The 17130-nt window shown below is 63.3% G+C and carries 21 protein-coding genes; 12 read left to right on the plus strand and 9 right to left on the minus strand.

The features are described 5' to 3' along the window. The first annotated feature begins 163 nt into the window (after positions 1 to 163). Positions 164 to 1132 carry a cobalamin biosynthesis protein gene (locus CH256_RS17440; RefSeq protein WP_094640160.1) on the plus strand — a complete coding sequence of 323 codons (969 nt, stop codon included), beginning with the start codon at positions 164 to 166 and terminating at the stop codon, positions 1130 to 1132. Here the strand turns inward: CH256_RS17440 and CH256_RS17445 are convergent. The 3 genes from CH256_RS17445 to CH256_RS17455 are packed head-to-tail and all read right to left on the minus strand — an operon-like array spanning position 1073 to position 3183. Continuing rightward, positions 1073 to 2002: an SURF1 family cytochrome oxidase biogenesis protein gene (locus tag CH256_RS17445; protein WP_094670129.1), complete on the minus strand. Its 930-nt coding sequence runs from the start codon at positions 2000 to 2002 to the stop codon at positions 1073 to 1075. The genes CH256_RS17440 and CH256_RS17445 overlap by 60 nt on opposite strands. 18 nt (positions 2003 to 2020) lie before the next feature. Beyond that, a complete protein-coding gene (locus CH256_RS17450) occupies positions 2021 to 2494 on the minus strand; it encodes a low molecular weight protein-tyrosine-phosphatase (RefSeq protein ID WP_179272133.1) in 474 nt (157 codons plus the stop codon). Then, positions 2491 to 3183: an HAD-IA family hydrolase gene (locus CH256_RS17455; RefSeq protein WP_094670130.1), complete on the minus strand. Its 693-nt coding sequence runs from the start codon at positions 3181 to 3183 to the stop codon at positions 2491 to 2493. Before CH256_RS17455 ends, CH256_RS17450 begins: the two co-directional genes overlap by 4 nt. Before the next feature lie 55 nt (positions 3184 to 3238). Between CH256_RS17455 and cobC the strand changes: the two genes are divergently transcribed. From cobC to CH256_RS17475, 4 genes are all read left to right on the plus strand, one after another. After that, entirely contained in the window at positions 3239 to 4276 is a 1038-nt protein-coding gene (cobC, locus tag CH256_RS17460) for an Rv2231c family pyridoxal phosphate-dependent protein CobC (protein WP_094670146.1), read from the plus strand. Between the two features lie 14 nt (positions 4277 to 4290). Beyond that, positions 4291 to 5412 (plus strand): Nif3-like dinuclear metal center hexameric protein, encoded by a 1122-nt coding sequence (locus tag CH256_RS17465; RefSeq protein ID WP_094670131.1) that lies wholly within the window; start codon positions 4291 to 4293, stop codon positions 5410 to 5412. A gap of 124 nt (positions 5413 to 5536) precedes the next feature. Beyond that, complete coding sequence (locus CH256_RS17470) at positions 5537 to 6274, plus strand: zinc ribbon domain-containing protein (RefSeq protein ID WP_032394446.1); 738 nt, start codon at positions 5537 to 5539, stop codon at positions 6272 to 6274. Next, entirely contained in the window at positions 6271 to 7389 is a 1119-nt protein-coding gene (locus tag CH256_RS17475) for a bifunctional RNase H/acid phosphatase (protein WP_094670132.1), read from the plus strand. Before CH256_RS17470 ends, CH256_RS17475 begins: the two co-directional genes overlap by 4 nt. A gap of 165 nt (positions 7390 to 7554) precedes the next feature. On the opposite strand, the gene CH256_RS29020 is transcribed toward CH256_RS17475, so the two are convergent. After that, positions 7555 to 7809: a DUF4839 domain-containing protein gene (locus tag CH256_RS29020; RefSeq protein WP_373454837.1), complete on the minus strand. Its 255-nt coding sequence runs from the start codon at positions 7807 to 7809 to the stop codon at positions 7555 to 7557. Next, positions 7806 to 7934, minus strand: coding sequence for a DUF4839 domain-containing protein (locus CH256_RS29025; protein ID WP_373454836.1), 129 nt, complete (start codon positions 7932 to 7934; stop codon positions 7806 to 7808). The genes CH256_RS29020 and CH256_RS29025 overlap by 4 nt, the downstream gene beginning before the upstream one ends. Positions 7935 to 7996: 62 nt before the next feature. On the opposite strand from CH256_RS29025, the gene CH256_RS17480 reads away from it, so the two are divergent. After that, positions 7997 to 9595: a recombinase family protein gene (locus CH256_RS17480; RefSeq protein WP_094670133.1), complete on the plus strand. Its 1599-nt coding sequence runs from the start codon at positions 7997 to 7999 to the stop codon at positions 9593 to 9595. Here the strand turns inward: CH256_RS17480 and CH256_RS17485 are convergent. The 4 genes from CH256_RS17485 to CH256_RS17505 all read right to left on the minus strand — a co-directional run bounded on the left by CH256_RS17485 (position 9585) and on the right by CH256_RS17505 (position 12042). Then, positions 9585 to 10319, minus strand: coding sequence for a hypothetical protein (locus CH256_RS17485; protein WP_143536610.1), 735 nt, complete (start codon positions 10317 to 10319; stop codon positions 9585 to 9587). The two genes, CH256_RS17480 and CH256_RS17485, sit on opposite strands and share 11 nt — an antisense overlap. Next, positions 10301 to 10678, minus strand: coding sequence for a hypothetical protein (locus CH256_RS17490; RefSeq protein WP_143536611.1), 378 nt, complete (start codon positions 10676 to 10678; stop codon positions 10301 to 10303). The genes CH256_RS17485 and CH256_RS17490 overlap by 19 nt, the downstream gene beginning before the upstream one ends. A 37-nt stretch (positions 10679 to 10715) precedes the next feature. Then, complete coding sequence (locus CH256_RS17495; protein WP_094670147.1) at positions 10716 to 11258, minus strand: sigma-70 family RNA polymerase sigma factor; 543 nt, start codon at positions 11256 to 11258, stop codon at positions 10716 to 10718. 349 nt (positions 11259 to 11607) lie between these two features. Beyond that, positions 11608 to 12042: a hypothetical protein gene (locus tag CH256_RS17505; RefSeq protein ID WP_143536612.1), complete on the minus strand. Its 435-nt coding sequence runs from the start codon at positions 12040 to 12042 to the stop codon at positions 11608 to 11610. A gap of 88 nt (positions 12043 to 12130) precedes the next feature. On the opposite strand from CH256_RS17505, the gene CH256_RS27740 reads away from it, so the two are divergent. The 6 genes from CH256_RS27740 (at position 12131) to CH256_RS17540 (ending at position 16721) form a co-directional block, all read left to right on the plus strand. Next, entirely contained in the window at positions 12131 to 12628 is a 498-nt protein-coding gene (locus tag CH256_RS27740; RefSeq protein ID WP_143536613.1) for a hypothetical protein, read from the plus strand. A gap of 240 nt (positions 12629 to 12868) precedes the next feature. Continuing rightward, complete coding sequence (locus CH256_RS27745; RefSeq protein ID WP_256989471.1) at positions 12869 to 13027, plus strand: hypothetical protein; 159 nt, start codon at positions 12869 to 12871, stop codon at positions 13025 to 13027. Between the two features lie 128 nt (positions 13028 to 13155). Beyond that, positions 13156 to 13533, plus strand: a complete 378-nt coding sequence (locus CH256_RS17515) for a hypothetical protein (protein WP_094670139.1) — start codon at positions 13156 to 13158, stop codon at positions 13531 to 13533. Between the two features lie 117 nt (positions 13534 to 13650). After that, complete coding sequence (locus CH256_RS17520) at positions 13651 to 14406, plus strand: hypothetical protein (RefSeq protein WP_094670140.1); 756 nt, start codon at positions 13651 to 13653, stop codon at positions 14404 to 14406. Between the two features lie 356 nt (positions 14407 to 14762). After that, complete coding sequence (locus CH256_RS17530; protein ID WP_143536614.1) at positions 14763 to 15722, plus strand: hypothetical protein; 960 nt, start codon at positions 14763 to 14765, stop codon at positions 15720 to 15722. Between the two features lie 798 nt (positions 15723 to 16520). Beyond that, positions 16521 to 16721, plus strand: a complete 201-nt coding sequence (locus CH256_RS17540; protein WP_094670143.1) for a hypothetical protein — start codon at positions 16521 to 16523, stop codon at positions 16719 to 16721. Positions 16722 to 17130: the final 409 nt, after the last annotated feature.

Below are 17130 nucleotides of genomic sequence, written 5' to 3' on the forward strand. Positions count from 1 at the left end.
TTCGTAATGGCAACGGTCGGCTTCGTCGGTATGGCAATCGCACTGCTCAACGACGGAAGCGACATGAATTTCCGTGGCCGCCAGTTGGCGGGCGCGTACCGCCAGCGCTGAGTCCGGCATACCGAATTCCTGCGCCGGGTGCACAGTTGGCAAGATTCGTGGGATGTGGACACACCCCCGAGCGATCGGCTTACTGGTCGGCTACGGCCTCGATCGAGTGTTCGCAGACCCACAACGCTGGCACCCGGTGGCAGGATTCGGCACCACGGCGCTGCGCGTCGAACACGTCCTCTATCGCGATAGTCGGACGCTGGGCGTCGTCCACGCAGTCGCGCTGATCGGCTCGGTGACCGCACTCGGCGTCGGGTCGAACCGCGTGGCCGTTCGTGTGGGTGCACCCGCCGAGGTCGCTCTGGTCGCGGCCGCTACCTGGGCCGCCCTCGGTGGCACGTCCCTGTCGAAGGTGGGTCGGCAGATGGCGGACCAGCTCGACAACAACGACCTCGCGAGCGCACGCGCACTGCTGCCGTCACTGTGCGGTCGGGATCCGGAACCACTCGACTCCGACGGCCTCGCGCGCGCCGCACTGGAGTCCATCGCGGAGAACACCTCCGACGCGACCGTCGGAGTGCTGGTGTGGGGAGCACTGGCCGGGGTCCCGGGAATTCTGGCCTACCGAGCGAGCAACACGCTCGACGCGATGGTCGGCTACCGGTCCCCGAAGTATCTGCGTTTCGGTTGGGCCGCAGCGCGAATCGACGACGTTCTGAACCTGCTACCGGCTCGCGTCACCGGTGTGGCGACGGTTGTCGCAGCGCCCTCGGTGCAGGGATCGCCCGCCCGAGCCCTGAAGATGTGGCGACGCGACGCCGCGCAGCACCCCAGCCCCAACGCCGGTGTTGCGGAGGCGTCGGCTGCCGGGGCACTGGGGCTGCAGCTCGGCGGCAGAACGCAGTACCGTCACGGCATCGAGATCAGGCCGACACTCGGTGACGGCCACTCGCCGACCGCACGCGATCTTCGTCGATCGGTGGCACTGTCGAGCCGAGTGCAGGAACTGTCCGCGGTCGCGTCAGCGATTCTTGCCGTAGCGATCGGCCAAGCGAGGATCCGACGGCGTCGTCGGGCGTGACGCCGCGCGCGCCTTTGCCCGCTTCTCGCGGCGGGTGGGCAGCGTGAATTCTTCTTCCTCGTCCGGTCCGGCCTTGTCCTCGGGCTCGGGCTCGGGCTCGGTCTCCGGCTCGCCGGACATCGCATTCGCGAGCTCGGCACGCGAATTGCGGCGTTCGCGTATCTCCGCCCGAGCGAAATACGCCAGACCCAGCGGTGCCATGATGCCGAACGCCAGCCATTGCAGACCGTAGGACAGATAGGGGCCCGCGTCGGTCTGCGGTAGCTCGATCAAGCCGAGACCGCCCGGCTGAGCGTCGTCGAGCTGTAGGTATCCGTCGATGCCGTCGACTCCGACCGCCGCGCCGATCTGTTCCGGATTGATGTTGTAGACCTGCAGCCGGCCGTCGTCCTCGACGGGCTCGCGCGAGGTGCCCTCGGCTTGGCGTACCCGTGCGTTCAGCGTCACTTCACCGGCGGGTGCCGCCTCGAACTCGGGCGCTCTGGTTCCCTCCACCGGCAACACGTACCCGCGATTGACGAGCACAGTGGGCCCGCCGTCGATCACGAACGGGGTGATGACCTCGTATGCGGGCTGATCGCGGATGCTGCGCAGTCGCACCAGCACGTCGGAATCGGTGACATAGGCCCCGGAGGCGATGACCCGACGCCACTCGTCCTCGGCCGGAAACCCGTTTGCGGTGAGAACGTCGGAGATCGGCACCGGATCCGCGTCGACGGATCGGGTGATCAGATCGTTGCGCGCGGACGTCGAGGTGTTCTTCCCCAACTGCCACGGAGCGAGCACGCTGAAACACAGGAACGCGAAGGCCAGCACCACCGCAGCCAGCACCAACCATTTGGGTCGCAGCAAGAACGCTAACTTTCGCACTCCACCACGGTAGCCGGGTCAGCGAGAGAGTCGAGACCGTGCCCAGTCCAGCATGCCGGGAACGGCACTTTCGATTTGCTCGCGCACCTCGGTGAACGCCGAATCGGAGGAGTAGTACGGATCGGCCACCGAGGAGTCGTCGGCATCGGGATCGAACGACCGCAGCAAGGCGACGCGATCTGCCGGAGCGCCGAGCTGCAGCAGGGCGCGGGCGTGGCCGGAGTCGAGGGCGACGATCAGATCTGCCGCCAGGTGATCCGGTCCTACCTGCGCTGCCTCGTGTTCGCTGTCGTATCCGTGGGCATCGAGCTCGGCGACGGTGCGTGGATCTGCGCCGTCGCCCACGTGCCAACCGCCGGTCCCGGCACTCGAGACGCGCACCGCGTCGCCCAGACCGGCGTCGCGCAGATGCCCGGCGAAGACCTTCTCGGCCATCGGCGACCGGCAGATGTTGCCGGTGCACACGAAGGTCACATGCAGTGGCTCGTTCACTGCACGGCCGCCGTGTTCTGCTCCAGCACGGTGGCCAGTTCGTCCATGCTCGACGCGGTGAACGCGGCGTCGTCGCTCTCGCCGTCGACGCCGTAGCCCCACTCCACGTACACCGTGGGAATGCCGAATCGAGCGGCACCGTGCACATCGTGATCACGATCACCGATCATGATCACCCCGGCTGTGCCGCCGTCCGCGGACTCCACCGGATCGATGCCGAGGTTGGTCAGCGAATGCGCGATCACGTCGGACTTCGCCCGTCGGGTGCCGTCGTTGCTGGCACCGCCGATGAACTCGAAGTACCGCGACAGACCGAAGTGGTCCAGAATCCGGACGGCGAATCGCTCCGACTTCGACGTCGCAACGCCGAGGCGCACGCCGCGATCCTGCAACCGCGTCAACACCGTCTCGATGCCGTCGAACGCGGTGTTCTCGGCCCAGCCCCGCTCGTCGTAGCGCTGGAAGTACGCCGCCAGGGCACGCTGCGCTGCATCCTCGTCCAGGCCGAGCCCGCGCAGCGTGTCGATCAGGGGTGGTCCGACGACCATCGACAGCTGTTCCTCGGTCGGTTCGGGAGCCTCCACCGACGCCAATGCATGGCGGAAACCGGCATGAATTCCCGGTGCGGAATCGGTCAACGTCCCATCGAGATCGAACAGGACAACGGACGCTGGAGCATCGACAGACATGGCCCGAGCCTATCGGTGCGGGCTGTTCTGTGAAGGCGCGGCTACGCTCGTCGCGATGTCCGACACAGCTGCCGATCCCGATGCGCTACTCCGTCACCACGGCGACGTCGAGGTCGATTCCGGATTCGTCGACTTCGCAGTCAACGTGCGGGGCGACGGACCGCCGGCATGGCTTCGCGATCGGCTGGCTGCGGCACTGAATTCGCTGGGTACGTACCCGAGCACGGCCGCCGACAAGGCCGCACGAGAACAGGTGGCCGAACACCACGGCCGCTCACCGGACGAGGTGCTGCTGCTCAGCGGTGGGGCCGAGGGCTTCTCGATGCTGCCGCGGCTGGAGCCCCAGCTGGTGGCGACGATCCACCCGTCGTTCACCGAGCCCGACTGGGTGCTGGAGCAGGCGGGCATTTCGGTGCACCGAGTGATCCTGCCGCCGCCCTTCGAGCTCGATCCGACGCTCGTGCCCGATGCCGCCGACATGGTGATCCTCGGCAATCCGACCAACCCCACCTCGGTTCTGCATCCCCGTCAGGCGGTACTGGGTCTGCGTGGACCCGGACGCACGCTGGTGGTCGACGAGGCCTTCGCCGACGCCGTTCTCGGGTCGGGGGAGTCGATTGCCTCACAGAGCCTTCCCGACGTACTGGTTCTGCGCAGTCTGACGAAGACGTGGGCGCTGGCGGGATTGCGATGCGGATATGCGCTGGGCCACCCCGACGTCCTCGCGAAGCTGCAATACGGCCGCGCGCATTGGCCGCTGGGGAGCCTGCAGCTCGAAGCGATCCGCGCCTGTACCGAACCGTTCGCGACGCAGCAGGCACGCGCCGAGTCCGAACGAATTCACCGCGAACGAACCGCGATGATCCCGCGATTCGAGGCTCTCGGCCTCTTTGTCGCAGGCCCGGCTCGCGCCCCGTTCCTGCTGCTGCGCGTCGACGGAGCCGATTCGGTCCGAGAACGCCTGCGCACGATGGGTATCGCGGTGCGGCGTGCAGACACGTTCCCGGGGCTCGACCGTCACTACCTGCGCGTCGCAGTACGGGACTCGCAGCAGGTCGACATACTGGTGGACGCGTTGAACACCGTTCTGTGAGGAGAGCATCGACCATGGCAGTGACACTGGCGGACGTCATCGAGGTACTCGACGATGCGTACCCACCGCGCTTGGCCGAGAGCTGGGACTCGGTGGGCCTGGTGTGCGGGGATCCCGAAGCTGTTGTGCAGCAGGTCGTGTACACCGTCGACGTCACCGACGCCGTGGTCGACGACGCCATCGCTCGGGGTGCCGACCTCATCGTCGCCCACCATCCCTTGCTGCTCAAAGGCGTCGACACCGTCGCGGCCGATACCGCGAAGGGCTCGGTGATCCATCGCCTGATCAAGGCCGACTGCGCGCTGTTCACCGCCCACACCAACGCCGACTCCGCCGATCCCGGTGTCTCCGATGCACTCGCGTCCGCCCTCGGGGTGGTCGACACCCGGCCACTCGACCCCATTCCTGCTCCCGCACACGACAAGTGGGTGGTCTTCGTGCCGACCTCCGACTCGGCCGCAGTGCGACAGGCGATGTTCGACGCCGGAGCCGGACAGATCGGCGAGTACAGCGAAGCGAGCTGGCAGAGCGCAGGACTCGGCCAATTCCGTCCGGGTCCGAATGCGCACCCGACGCTCGGTGTTGCCGGAGAGGTGCACACCGAGGCGGAGGATCGCATCGAAGTCGTTGCCCCGAAAGGGCTACGTGCAGAAGTGCTTTCGGCGATGCGTCGGGCACACCCGTACGAGGAGCCCGCGTTCGACGTCTTCGAGTCCGCGGCCTTACCGTCGTGCACCGGTTTGGGGCGCATCGGAAAGCTACCGAATCCGATGACCCTCGCCGAGTTCACCGACGTCGTCCGCGAGGCGTTGCCTGCCACGACATGGGGAGTACGTGCGGCAGGGAATCCTGAGGCCACGGTCTCGGTGGTTGCGATGTGTGGGGGAGCGGGTGACTCGTTCCTGTCCGCGGTGGCGCGCACCGACGCCGATGTGTACGTCACCTCGGATCTGCGGCACCACCCCGTCGACGAGCATCTGCGCGCCGGTGGACCCGCCGTGATCGACACCGCGCACTGGGCCTCGGAGTTTCCGTGGTGCGAACAGGCGAGAGGCATCGTCGACGCCGCGTTCGGCGACACCGACGGGTGGAGCAGCCGCGTGACCGAGGTGCGTACCGACCCGTGGACCATCTGACTTGCGGTCGGGCAGGAGTGGAGCCTGCAGAAACGACCCTGATGGCCTCTATCCGGCTTTCTTGCTTTCGAGCAGCCGGTAGGGTGATCGGAACCAACTTCCATAGTCGCAGGAGTCATCAAGCGTGAACGTCGATCCCAAAGTCCAGGCCTCGCTGCTCGAATTGGCCGGTGTGGATACCGAACTCTCGCAGATCGCCCACCGCCGCAAGAGCCTCCCCGAGCAGCAGGAGGTGGACAAGCTCGAGACCGAGCGCACCACCCGCAAGGATGCCGCGGTGACGGTGCAGATCTCGATGGACGATCTCGACCGGGACATCCGCAAACTCGAAGGCGAGGTCGATGCGGTCCGGCAACGCGAGGCTCGCGACAAGAAGATGCTCGAGAGCGGCACCATCGCCCCCAAGCAGATGACCGAACTGCAGCACGAACTCGGCAGCCTCGAACGTCGCCAGGGCATTCTCGAGGAGGAACTACTCGAGGTCATGGAGCAGCGCGAGGCCAGTGAGCGGGACTACGAGCACGCCGGCGCGCAGCTGACGCAGATCGAGGACGAACTCGTCGACGCCGGTCGTCGCCGTGACGACGCCGTCGCAGACCTCGATGTCGCCGAGAAGCGCAGCGCCGAGCGCCGCGAATCGTTGGCGTCGGGATTGCCCGCGGACCTGCTGGCGCTCTACGAGAAGCAGCGAGCACTCACCGGCCGAGGTGCGGCACTGCTGCAGGCACGCCGTTGTGGAGCGTGTCGTATCGAACTCGATCGCAACGAGATCGCAAGCATCGCCAACAAGCCAGCGGATGCTCTCATTCGTTGCTCCGAGTGCAATGCAATCCTGGTGCGCACCAAGGAATCCGGAATTTGAGTCAGGTATCGAGGGTCGTCGCCGAGGCCGACGGTGGATCGCGTGGTAACCCAGGCCCGGCCGGGTACGGCGCAGTGGTGTTCAGTGCCGATCGCTCGCAGGTTCTCGCCGAGCGTCGGGCATCGCTCGGCGTGGCCACGAACAACGTCGCCGAGTACAACGGACTGATCGCTGCGCTGAGCGCGGCCCGTGACGTCGGGGCCCGTGAGGTTGCAGTCCGCATGGACTCGAAACTCGTCGTCGAACAGATGTCCGGGCGCTGGAAAGTGAAGCATCCGGACATGATTCCGCTTCAGCGACAAGCGGCCGAACTTGCTCGCGAATTCGATTCCGTCACCTACGAGTGGATTCCGCGCGCGCAGAACTCGCACGCCGACGCACTGGCGAACGAGGCGATGGACGCCGCTGCCGAGGGCATCGACCTGACGGAACTGCCCGATGCCGAGCCGGTTGCGAAGAAGACCGAGTCGCCCGGGTGGACCGGTGCCATGGGAGAACCCACCCGACTGCTGCTGTTGCGCCATGGACAGACCCCGATGTCGGTCGACCGCCGCTACTCCGGTCGCGGCAATCCGGATCTGACCGAATTGGGTCGACGTCAAGCCGATTCTGCCGCAACGGTTCTCGGCTCACGAACGGATATCGATGCCATCGTGGCCTCGCCACTGGCGCGCGCGCAACAGACCGCCTCGGCGACAGCCGACCGCTTGGGATTGCCCGTCACCACAGTCGACGGTCTCATCGAGACCGACTTCGGTGACTGGGAAGGACTGACGTTCACCGAGGCCATGGAACGTCACCCGGAGGGCCACAAGGCGTGGCGTGGCGACACCTCCGTCGCACCGCCGAACGGGGAGAGCTTCGACGCGGTGCGCGTGCGCATCGAAGCGACCCGCGACCAGTTGCTCACCGAGTACGCCGGCAAAACGCTGCTGGTGGTCACCCATGTCACCCCGATCAAGATGCTGCTGCAACTCGCACTCGACGTCGGCCCGTCGCTGCTGTATCGACTGCACCTCGACCTCGCGTCGCTGAGCATCGCGGAGTTCTACCCCGACGGCGGGGCTTCGGTGCGATTGGTGAACGACACCTCCCACTTAGCTGGACTGGCCTGATCGCTGCGCTGGTATATGGGACTCGACGTTCAACGACTATGTGGAGCTTGTGTAACTCGGCCAGTTCCACTAGTGCGTCACGCGAAGGCACGTAATGTTCTGCAGACGTTTGTTTGTTGCAGCGGCGATCTGCCACGGTGTTACAGTCCGAGACCTCGCGATTGACTATCGGACCTTAATAGAGACGGGATCGAGTAGTAGAAGACAAGTCCTCTCCTCGAATTCCTCCACGACCGCGGTGACTCGGAGAGAGTCGGGGACACTCAACGTGTCCGGGATGCCAGGGCCGGTGAGCCCTAGGTCAGACACGATATTTACGTCCCGAAACTGCAAATTCGGCCCACCGCCGTCACTTTCGTCGCAATCCCTGGCACCGATCAAAATGTCGTAGCGAGTTTCGTAATCTTCGTGGTTGTTTATCGCCGCAAAATGTGACCATCGAACTGGATGCTCTGGCCCGCGTACTGACCAGCGAAATAGGCGACTAATTGGCCAGACGTGTCCGTGGCGCGGAGGATCCGCGCGAGATCCACCGTGTGCTGCACTGCCCCGAATGCCGCGGCGGCAATGGTGCCGATCGCATATTCAATTGTGTAAGATTACATCCATGCTTGTTGGGCCAGCCGCCGCGCCGAAAGCCCTTGTTGTAGTTCGGTTATCCAGAATGACAGACGAGTCCACGAGTCCCGAGCGCCAGCGTCGGACGTGCGAGGAACTGTGCTCATCTCGAGGGTACGACGTCATCGGAGTTGCCGAGGATCTGGACGTCTCAGCTGGATCTACATCACCGTTCGATCGTCCGTCTCTCCGAGGCTGGCTCGCAAAGCCCGAAGAGTACGACGTGATCGTGTTCTACCGGGTCGACCGGCTCGTCAGGCGTATGCACCACCTGACGGACATGATCCGTTGGTCCGAGGACTACGGAGTCAACCTCGTCTCGGCCTCCGAGTCTCACTTCGATCTGTCGACTCCGGTCGGCAAGGTCATCGCCCAGCTTGTCGCGTCGTTCGGTGAGATGGAACTCGAAGCTATCTCCGAGCGAAACTCGAATGCGTTCCGGCACAACGTGAAAGCTGGGAAGTGGAGGGGCGGTGTACCCCCGTGGGGGTACCTGCCCGAGCAGCAGGACGACGGGACGTGGAAGTACGTCCAGGACACGAAGACCGCCGTGGTCATCCGGTCGGTGGTCGATCGGGTGCTCGGTGGCGAACCGCTGCGAGCGATCGCTCACGATCTGACCGAGCGCGGTGTACCAACCGCGAAGGATAGGTTCGCAGAGCATCAGGGCCGCAAGATGAGCGGCTATCAGTGGCACCCTGGACCGCTGAAACGCTCGCTGTCGTCTCCAACTCTGCTGGGGTACGCGGTTACCCGAGAACCGCTGACAGACGATCAGGGGCGCATTCAGCGCGACTCGAACGGGAAGAAGAAGTTCGGACCCGAGACCGTCGTTCGTGCCGACGACGGCTCTCCCATTATTCGGGCAGAACCGATCCTGACGGTGCCCGTCTTCGAGCGTATGCAAGCCGAACTCGGCAGCCGCGAGAACCGCAAGGAACCAACGAAGCGGTCCCAGTCGCTGCTGCTCCAAGTCATCAAGTGCGGGGTCTGTGGCAGGCCCGCGTACCGCCTCAAGGGTGGTACCGGACGTGCGGTGCGGTACCGGTGTGCGTCGGCTCAGTACAAGTCGACGTGCGGGAACCGAACGATCAGGGAGGACTACGCAGACGACGTAGTCGAGTCGCTACTGCTGACGATGCTCGGTGAATCCGAGCGGAAGGAACGAGTGCGGGACTCGGGATCGGATCACTCGGCAGAGCTGGCCGAGCTGGACTCGACCCTGACCGATCTCGTCGAGCAGCTCGGTACCGGGCCATTCAAGGCCGGCACTCCTCAGAGGATCAAGCTGGACCAGCGGATAGCCGAGCTCGCTGCTCGGCAGGAAGAGCTGTCGAAGGCCGAGACGAAGGCGGCAGGCTGGACGTGGCAACCGACCGGTGAGCTGTTCTCGCAGTGGTGGGAGCGTCAGACCACCGAGCAGCGGAACATCTGGCTCAGGACGATGGGCGTCGAGCTGACGTGGACGTTCGACGGCGACGAGAAAGAGCCGAACGTGAGGCTGAACCTCGGGGATCTTGAGACGCTGGGAGAGCAAATACGCTTCAGGGGAGCTGCTGCCATGTGGGGCGATGTTCTCAGCCCTTAGGCCTGATGCGCCCGGCCCTGACGACCTCGACACCAAACGGCAAGCTAAGAGTCCATCTCTTCGTGGCCTCTGGGTGACTTTGGAGGTTGTTCCTCGCATTCGCAACGTCAGCTTCCAACTGGTCGATTGCAGCCTCTTGGGCGGCATCGTAGACCGCTAGTCGTTCATCAAACTGGGTCGCGGAATCGTAATTTCCAGCAGCCGTTATCAGCGGGGTATTGACTTCGCCGAAGAGACGTCGAGATTCCTGGAGGTGTAGCGCGATTAGTTGTGCACTGACCTCGTTACGCCGTTGAAGATTGAGGTCGAGCTGCTTCACGAATACCGACCAATCGTCATGCGTCTTACGAGGCAGGTATCTACGGGACAGGAGTAGTTGTCTTGCCTCGGTCAACGCCGCGATTCCATCGATAAGTGCCTGACGTTTTAGCGCGAGGTCTTCTTTCTTAGCCTCGGCGTCGATCTGCCGGGCTAGGTTGCCTGCGGCTGCATTGATCTGACGCTTCACGCCCCGCCAAGCGATTATGGCTGCGCCGAGCGCGATGAACGACGCCAAGATTGTGGCGACAGGCTGCGTGAACCAGCCTGGATCGGGAGGCGTCAGCGTCTCCAGCAGTTCGGGCGGGATCGTAACCTGTGGCTCGACTACGACGGTCGGAACCGGGGCGACGGATACAGGGGGCTCCTGCGCCAACCACTGCGCGGTCAATTGTTCAGCTTCCATTCGCGCTCGACCCGGTCAATCTCCTCTGCCAGCAACGCAGAGATCACGCGCACCCGATCTCTGCGGCCCTCGGGGTCCGACGCTGCTGGGACAAGTGGAAATTCGGCCTTGGCTCGGGCGTCGACTGACAAGTACGGACGCAGCTGTTGATACCAATTCTTGCTGGAGATGGACTTGCCCGTCCTTCGGTACTCACCGAGTCCGTCCCTTGACTGCGTCAACAAAGCCAATCTGTGTTGCAATTTCATCTGACGCTTGTCGACCGCCCACTTCGCCCAGGGAGCAAACAGGGACGAGACGACGCCCGTTCCGAGACCTGCCACTCCACCGATTATCGCCGCCCACAGCTCACTGCTCATCGCAGCAATGTAGCGGTGAACTCGGACAATCCTTGCGTCAACCCTCGGTGGGGACGATTCGTTCGAGGATCTGGGTCGCCTCGGGGGTCAGCTGACCGCCTTTGCGTCCGCTGGACCCGGTGAGTAAGCCGCGCTTACGCGCCTGCCACAAGTGCCCCTTCACGGTCGTCAGGGACTTGCCCAGCTCGTCTGCGAGCTGCTGAACCGGCTTGTCCTGCCCGATGTTCACGCGGTGGACGTACACGCTGGCGATAAGCGCTAGATACTCCTCGGTGATGCCCTCGGCAAGAGCGGCTCGGACTCGATCCATCCGCTTGGCTTCGTAGTTCTTGTCGGCTTTGTTCCAGCGGTCGTGGAACGCGAGCTGCTTGCGTAGGCGCTCAGCTGCGTACCGGAAGTCGATCTCTCGAAGGACGGTGCTCGATAGACCGCCTGCGGGGTACGAATCGGGGTCTGACGGTCGGATCACGAGAGCTGCGGGGCCACCTTGGGTCTCACCCTCGGGCCACTGCATCTCTACTACCCAATCGGTACCGACGTCGATCGTGACGCTCCAGTCGGGTTCGGTCCTTCGTGCCATGACCAGCACCGTACCACTCGGTGTGTCCATACGGTTTGATATACCGTATGGCTCGTCGTTTTCTAAGGGTGGGCAGGAGACCACCTACCCCTGACGAAAGGAACGGAATTGAAGGTTGCCGAATGGCTGACGGCTGTCAGCGAAGATCCCGACACACTCGACAGCGACTTGATCGTCGCGTCTGCTATGCGCTGGGCGAGGCAGGTCAGGCCGGCGACGTAGAGGGACTTGACCCGGAACAAGTCGCAGACAGCATCGAGGAATTACAGGCCCTGGGCTACCTCGAGTCGGTGGTCGAGGTGCCCACCGCCAGCGAGACCGCATGCTTGCTGGAGCTGCGTTTGCCGAACTAGATCAGACCCCACTCACGTTCGATACGTGCAATCTCATCAGCGAGTCGCAAGCCCCGAACCGGGTCGTACGACACCTCCGCGCCGAACACGAGCGCCTGTAACCCGGCTTCCGATGCCGCGAGGTGGGGGCGGAGGCTCTCGAACCACACTTGTCCGGTGACTGTGGGCCGAATCGGTGCTACCGCGTTCAAGTCCATGAGTCGTCCCCACTCGGCCTCGTCTTGTGCGGCCTGTGCAAGACCGATTCGCCAGTCGGTCACGAGCTTCTGTTTGTACTCACGCCGAGCTTTGTCCTCGGCAATGTCTCGCGTCTTGTCCAGCTCGTCGAGCCTGCCGTTGCGCTCGTTCCGCGCTCCCAAGATGGTCGCCAGCGTGGTGAACCCACCACCGACGGCACCGCCGACGACACCTGCCCAGATCGGATCAATCATGCCGAGCATCCTGCCGTAGCTCATCGAGCGAATACGGCATTCACGACACGAGCGACAACGGGTCGCTTGACCAACAGTAAGGAGAAATATGTCTTCACCCGACGCCAGCGACTGGCTCAATGATCCACCCCCGAACCACGAACTGTCCCAGATTGCGTTCACTGAGAACGAGCGAGGAGAAGAACTCGTAGTCCCGAAGAAGGACTACGGGGCGAGACGAATGCTCCGAACCGACGAGGTGAGGTTGGCCGAGGCGGCAGTAGACCTCGGGGACCTGATCGAGGGCGGTCACCGGTTCAGCGTCGAATCCTTCTCTCGGGCAGCCGAACTACCGACCACTTGCCGATACTGCGGAGGACCGCTGGAACTTCCTGTATTCGACGCTCCGTGCGAGTTCGGGGAACGTCCGTGGTCGAAGTGCAGATGCAACGTCTGCTACTCGAAGGCCCACGGCTTGTACCGCAGGCGCGGTGGGCAGCCCAAGGTCTGCAAAGCCACCGAGTGCCAGCGTCTCAAAGAACGGGATCAACAACGTCGGTATAGAGCTAGGAAGAAGGCCGAAGCTCTCGCGCCAGCAGCTGCATGACCACTCGTAGTACTTGAATCCCATAGGTAGAGCAGAAGGGCCGAACAGCCCTTCGTCTTCGGTCACTCGACCACATCGCTTTATTCGCACGCTCCAGCTTTGCGCTGGGGCTTATTCGTGTACCGCAAACCCTGTTCAAACAGGAAGGAGGAATACAGATTTGGACGTACAGGAACTCTGCCCACAAGGGCACCCGATCCGGTCTTCTCGAGACCGGCAATCCGACGGCTGGTGCCGGTTGTGCAGACGAGCCGCCAACGAACGCCGCGTCTGAAGCAACGCGCGGCACTGGAGTTCGTCAAGGCTCTCGAAGCCAGAGGAGTTCGCTTCGTCGACGGTGACCGACCCGTGAGCGTGGACGAGCTAGCCGATGCTCTGGGCGCCAACTACACCGAGTGAAGACGTTGCAACGCAACGCTGCTCGATGAACGTACAGGCAGGGCCACAACAAGCGCTCAGCTCGATTCTGAGCGACTTTCACCGCAACCGAGGGTTACGACACCCGACACCACCGAAGAAAGGGTTACATGCCAACGAACGGAAAGATAGCGGCCAGCGTCGAGAGGATCATCTCTCGCTCGGCCTCACGCAAGCCGTCACCGACACTGAAAGATCCGATCACTACGGCGATCAACGAACGTTTCGCTCAGCGACGAGCCAACAACGCTCGGCTCGAGGCACCGAAGCCGGAACCCGATACTCGGGACCATTGGGACAAGGTCATCGACGCATTGACGCCGAAGCCCGAGCCGGAACCGGTGCCCGCTCTGAACTCGAAGCAACTGCTCGAGAACGCGATCGCAGGAGCGAGCCGAGCGACCGTTAACGGAACCACCGCAGGAACCGAGTCGGTTGCCGATCTGCTCCGACGAGCGATCGAGAACCGTCAGGACTTCGCTGGCTGATTCACCGAAGCTGCTGCACCACAACCGAATACGCACAACCGAGGACCGCTGAGGTAGCGGTCCATCGCCGTCTCTAGGGCAGGTTTCGCCTGCCGACCACCACACGAAGGAGCACGAATGATCTACGAAGCCGAACTCACCGTCCAGTACATCGGGCGCTGGAGCACCGATCTCGGATTGAAGCTGCCGAACAGCCTCACCCACAAGCTCACGATGCACGACGAAGTCGGGTACCTCTCGGACCCGGACCTCTCGGTCGACCTCGAGGCGTTGACGATGGAGAACCTCGAGGCAACCGTCGATTCGCTTGCCGGAGACTTGTCCGCAGCGGCCAAGCACAAAGAAGCCGCACGGCGTATCCGCGACGGGTTCACCCGAGGCATCCTCCGCGAGGCCAGCAGCGCCGTTCCCGACATGATCGAACAGCTTCGCCCTGGCTTCGAGAAGGCTGTTGCCGATTACGTCGAGGCAGTCTCCGAGCTACCCTCCGATCTGACCTCGGACGGCCTCGTGAAAGCCGGTCCAGAGGCTCTCGCCGCGTTCCAGGCAGCGCAGACAGCGAAGGCGACGATCTCCGCCGTCGACTCGTGGGTTGCGAAACTGTTGGAGCTGCCGAAGTACGTCGGCAAGCCGGATCCTGTTCTGCGGGTACTTAAACCGACGACTCGGGACGAACTCTCGAAGCTGTTGACCGCTCACAGCAAGGCCGGAAACGCGCTTGAGAATCAGATCGGGCCGTTGTACTTCGTCGCCGCGAAGGAGGGCATCGAGTTCACGATCAACACCCCGCAGGAGTCCGAGGCCATTCGCGCTGAGATCGACGCTCAGCCTCAGCCGAAGCGTACGGGTGAGCGCTGGGTGTCCGTCCGATAAAGAGCCACCACGGGAGGACCGGCCTTTCGGGGCCGGTCTCCCAGATGCCGGGTTGAACAACCACGAGAGGGCAGCAGTGAACACAGATCGAAAGTCCACGGTCACCAAATCCTGGTCCGCGGCGAGGAATCGAGTGCAGTACCGAATCAAGGTCGAGGGCCACTCGAACGGGCTCATGTTCAGCGAGTCAGAACTCGCTGCGCTGGCCGAAAACATCCGTATAGCCCAGGGAGGCAACAACAGCGATGATTACCGAACTACCTAGACGAACACAGCAGCTCTTGGATCTTGAGCTGACTCGCCGCACGACCTACCGTGCGATCGGGTCCGTAGCGTTCAGCTGCTACGGCGCTGGGATGACGTTCGCGGAGTTCTCGGAGCTTCTCTGGGACTCCGCACTGGGACTCGACTTCCTCGGGGAGAACAGCCTCAAGACTCGCGGGCAGTTCGACATGCAGATCCGGCGTGCATGGGATTACGCCGAGGACCACTTCGACTGGGGGTACCGAGACCGATCGGTTCGCGAGCGTCTGGGCCACCTACTGGCTCTCATTCAAGCGTCTCCGTGGCCGAGACGGGGCGGCTCGTCGGAGCGCGCCGTTGCCGTCGCTCTCGTCAACCTCGGACACGAAGTGAATCGGTACACCGTGAACGCCAGCACCCGCGAGCTGGCTGCACGAGCCAAGATCGGACGGTCCGCCGTGAGCAAGGCGCTCAAGCGTCTTGCTGGCAAAGGGTTGTTCACGTCCCGGACCTCTGGGGAGTCCGGGACTGGGCACTCCGACTTGTTCCATCTCAACCTGGACTGGAAACCGTTAGTACCAATAAGTGGACATACAGAGTTATATGGGTCCCAAACTACTTTGTATGTCCCGGTATTGGTAACAACGGAACACGCTGCGTTCACCCGAGCAGCGCTCGGCAAGAGCGCTGGTCGAGTCTGGGACTACCTGCTCTGCACCGCGCCCGAGGGCGGTGCGACCGTCGACCAGATCAAGAGGGCGACGGGTGTCAGCTCGAACACCGTCCGTTCACAGCTGAAACGAATGACCGAGCACAAGCTGTTGGTGAAGCACGGTCAGCGCGGGGCGCGGTACACGGTCGATCCCCAGGCCGATCTCGACCGGGTGGCCGAGGCGTACGGCCAAGCGGACTACGAAGAACGGGTAGCTGATCGGTTCCACCGAGAACGCCTCGGGCGAGCGGAGCAGCTTCGGCTGTGGGCAGCCATAGCCGAGGAAGCTCAACCGGACGCTTGTGCCGATTCATACCTCGATGACCGCGAGCGTTGGCTTATCGAGGAATTGGCATCGTGAATGGACGAAGATCCTTGGAGATCCGGTCAAGCCTTTAGTTCATTCCGCTCTCGGTGATGGCACACCGGTACGAAGCCACTCGAGGTCCACGCCAGTCTTGATCGCCCACGTCTTGATTACCCAAGACGGCGGCCTGGAGTGGCCGTTCTGGTATCGGCCAACGGTCTCTCTGGCGTACCCGACGTAGTCGGCCATCTCCGCAACCGAGACATCCGAACTATCGAGCGCCTTACGAAGACGGTCTCCGAGGTGGAACACAGGGATTCTGCCTCTTTGCATCTCTGATTCGCTCACTGTTCCAACGTCTCAGACTCGGACATTCGGTACAACACCCACCGACCCGCACTGCTCGCACGAGTACGCCGCTGCTGCCCTGGGTGCAGCGTGCCTGCTCGGGTGTGTGCGCTTCCGGGGCCTGGCTTATCGCCGGCCTCTACCGTGCCTGACCAGTGGAAATGTCCGTCTCGTGCCGGCCACCCAGGGGGATACACCCCTGCCCACGCGCTAAGGATCGCCACGTAATGCGGGTGCCGTCCTCCGTGAGCAAACGAAAAGTTCATTTTTCAAGCGAGCCCCATGTCAGGGGCGATTTAACCCGAAAGAAAGGGGCTTTTAGTGCCTACTTCGAGACGCCCAAGGATGCCGCAGAGCCTCGGATCTGCTGGCAAGTGACTATGGACGACGACGCTCGACGAGTTCGAGCTCGAGGCCGAACCGCACAAGGTCGAGATCCTGACCCGTGCGTGCCGAGTCACCGACAAGATCGCAGAACTCGAGCGGGGTCAGCGGAGCGAACCGGTGACGGTGCTCGGTTCGGCTCGGCAGCTGACGATCCGCCCGTTGATAGCCAAGGTCCGCTTCCAGCGCGGACTGCTCGCTCAGCTGCTCGGCAAGCTCGGACTACCCGACACGGACGAGCAGATCGAGGCGAAGCGAGAAGCCGTCTCAGCCGTCCGCAGAGACGCCTCGAAGGCGGCGAAGTTCCAGGTGGTCCGATGACCCGCCGACGCGGTACGGAGGCTGTCTCAGACTCGATCGAGTCACTGTTGGCGCGACTGCCCGAGAGGTTCTGGCATCCGACCCTTGAGGTCGAGGACGGGCAGATGACCGGACTCCAGCATTACCTCGCTGACCTAAATAGCTGGCTTCGACAACAGTTGTCGTTACTGGCTGCCGGCGTACCCATGACTAGGGGCGCTGGCACTCCACCCATATTCGAGGTTCTGAACGCGCTCGGGATACCCACAAGTACGTGGTACCAGCAGGCGCTCGGCAGGTGACTGTTGACCGTCTGACTGGTCTGCACCCATATCGGTGGACGACCTCACGTGTCGGTCTGTGTACGACCTGACGTGTCGGTGTCCGGCAGGTTCATGATGCCGGTGCCTCCACTGGTGTGACAAGCCCT

The sequence above is a fragment of the Rhodococcus sp. 05-2254-6 genome (assembly GCF_002258565.1).
GTDB lineage: Bacteria > Actinomycetota > Actinomycetes > Mycobacteriales > Mycobacteriaceae > Rhodococcoides.

Bases quoted from the DNA above. Each gene is read 5' to 3' on its own strand.
- CH256_RS17440 (WP_094640160.1), top strand. From the start codon at position 164: ATGTGGACACACCCCCGAGCGATCGGCTTACTGGTCGGCTACGGCCTC.
- CH256_RS17455 (WP_094670130.1), bottom strand. From the start codon at position 3,183: ATGTCTGTCGATGCTCCAGCGTCCGTTGTCCTGTTCGATCTCGATGGG.
- cobC (WP_094670146.1), top strand. From the start codon at position 3,239: ATGTCCGACACAGCTGCCGATCCCGATGCGCTACTCCGTCACCACGGC.
- CH256_RS17465 (WP_094670131.1), top strand. From the start codon at position 4,291: ATGGCAGTGACACTGGCGGACGTCATCGAGGTACTCGACGATGCGTAC.
- CH256_RS17480 (WP_094670133.1), top strand. From the start codon at position 7,997: ATGCTTGTTGGGCCAGCCGCCGCGCCGAAAGCCCTTGTTGTAGTTCGG.
- CH256_RS17485 (WP_143536610.1), bottom strand. From the start codon at position 10,319: ATGGAAGCTGAACAATTGACCGCGCAGTGGTTGGCGCAGGAGCCCCCT.
- CH256_RS17490 (WP_143536611.1), bottom strand. From the start codon at position 10,678: ATGAGCAGTGAGCTGTGGGCGGCGATAATCGGTGGAGTGGCAGGTCTC.
- CH256_RS17495 (WP_094670147.1), bottom strand. From the start codon at position 11,258: ATGGCACGAAGGACCGAACCCGACTGGAGCGTCACGATCGACGTCGGT.
- CH256_RS17505 (WP_143536612.1), bottom strand. From the start codon at position 12,042: ATGATTGATCCGATCTGGGCAGGTGTCGTCGGCGGTGCCGTCGGTGGT.
- CH256_RS27740 (WP_143536613.1), top strand. From the start codon at position 12,131: ATGTCTTCACCCGACGCCAGCGACTGGCTCAATGATCCACCCCCGAAC.
- CH256_RS17515 (WP_094670139.1), top strand. From the start codon at position 13,156: ATGCCAACGAACGGAAAGATAGCGGCCAGCGTCGAGAGGATCATCTCT.
- CH256_RS17520 (WP_094670140.1), top strand. From the start codon at position 13,651: ATGATCTACGAAGCCGAACTCACCGTCCAGTACATCGGGCGCTGGAGC.
- CH256_RS17530 (WP_143536614.1), top strand. From the start codon at position 14,763: ATGACGTTCGCGGAGTTCTCGGAGCTTCTCTGGGACTCCGCACTGGGA.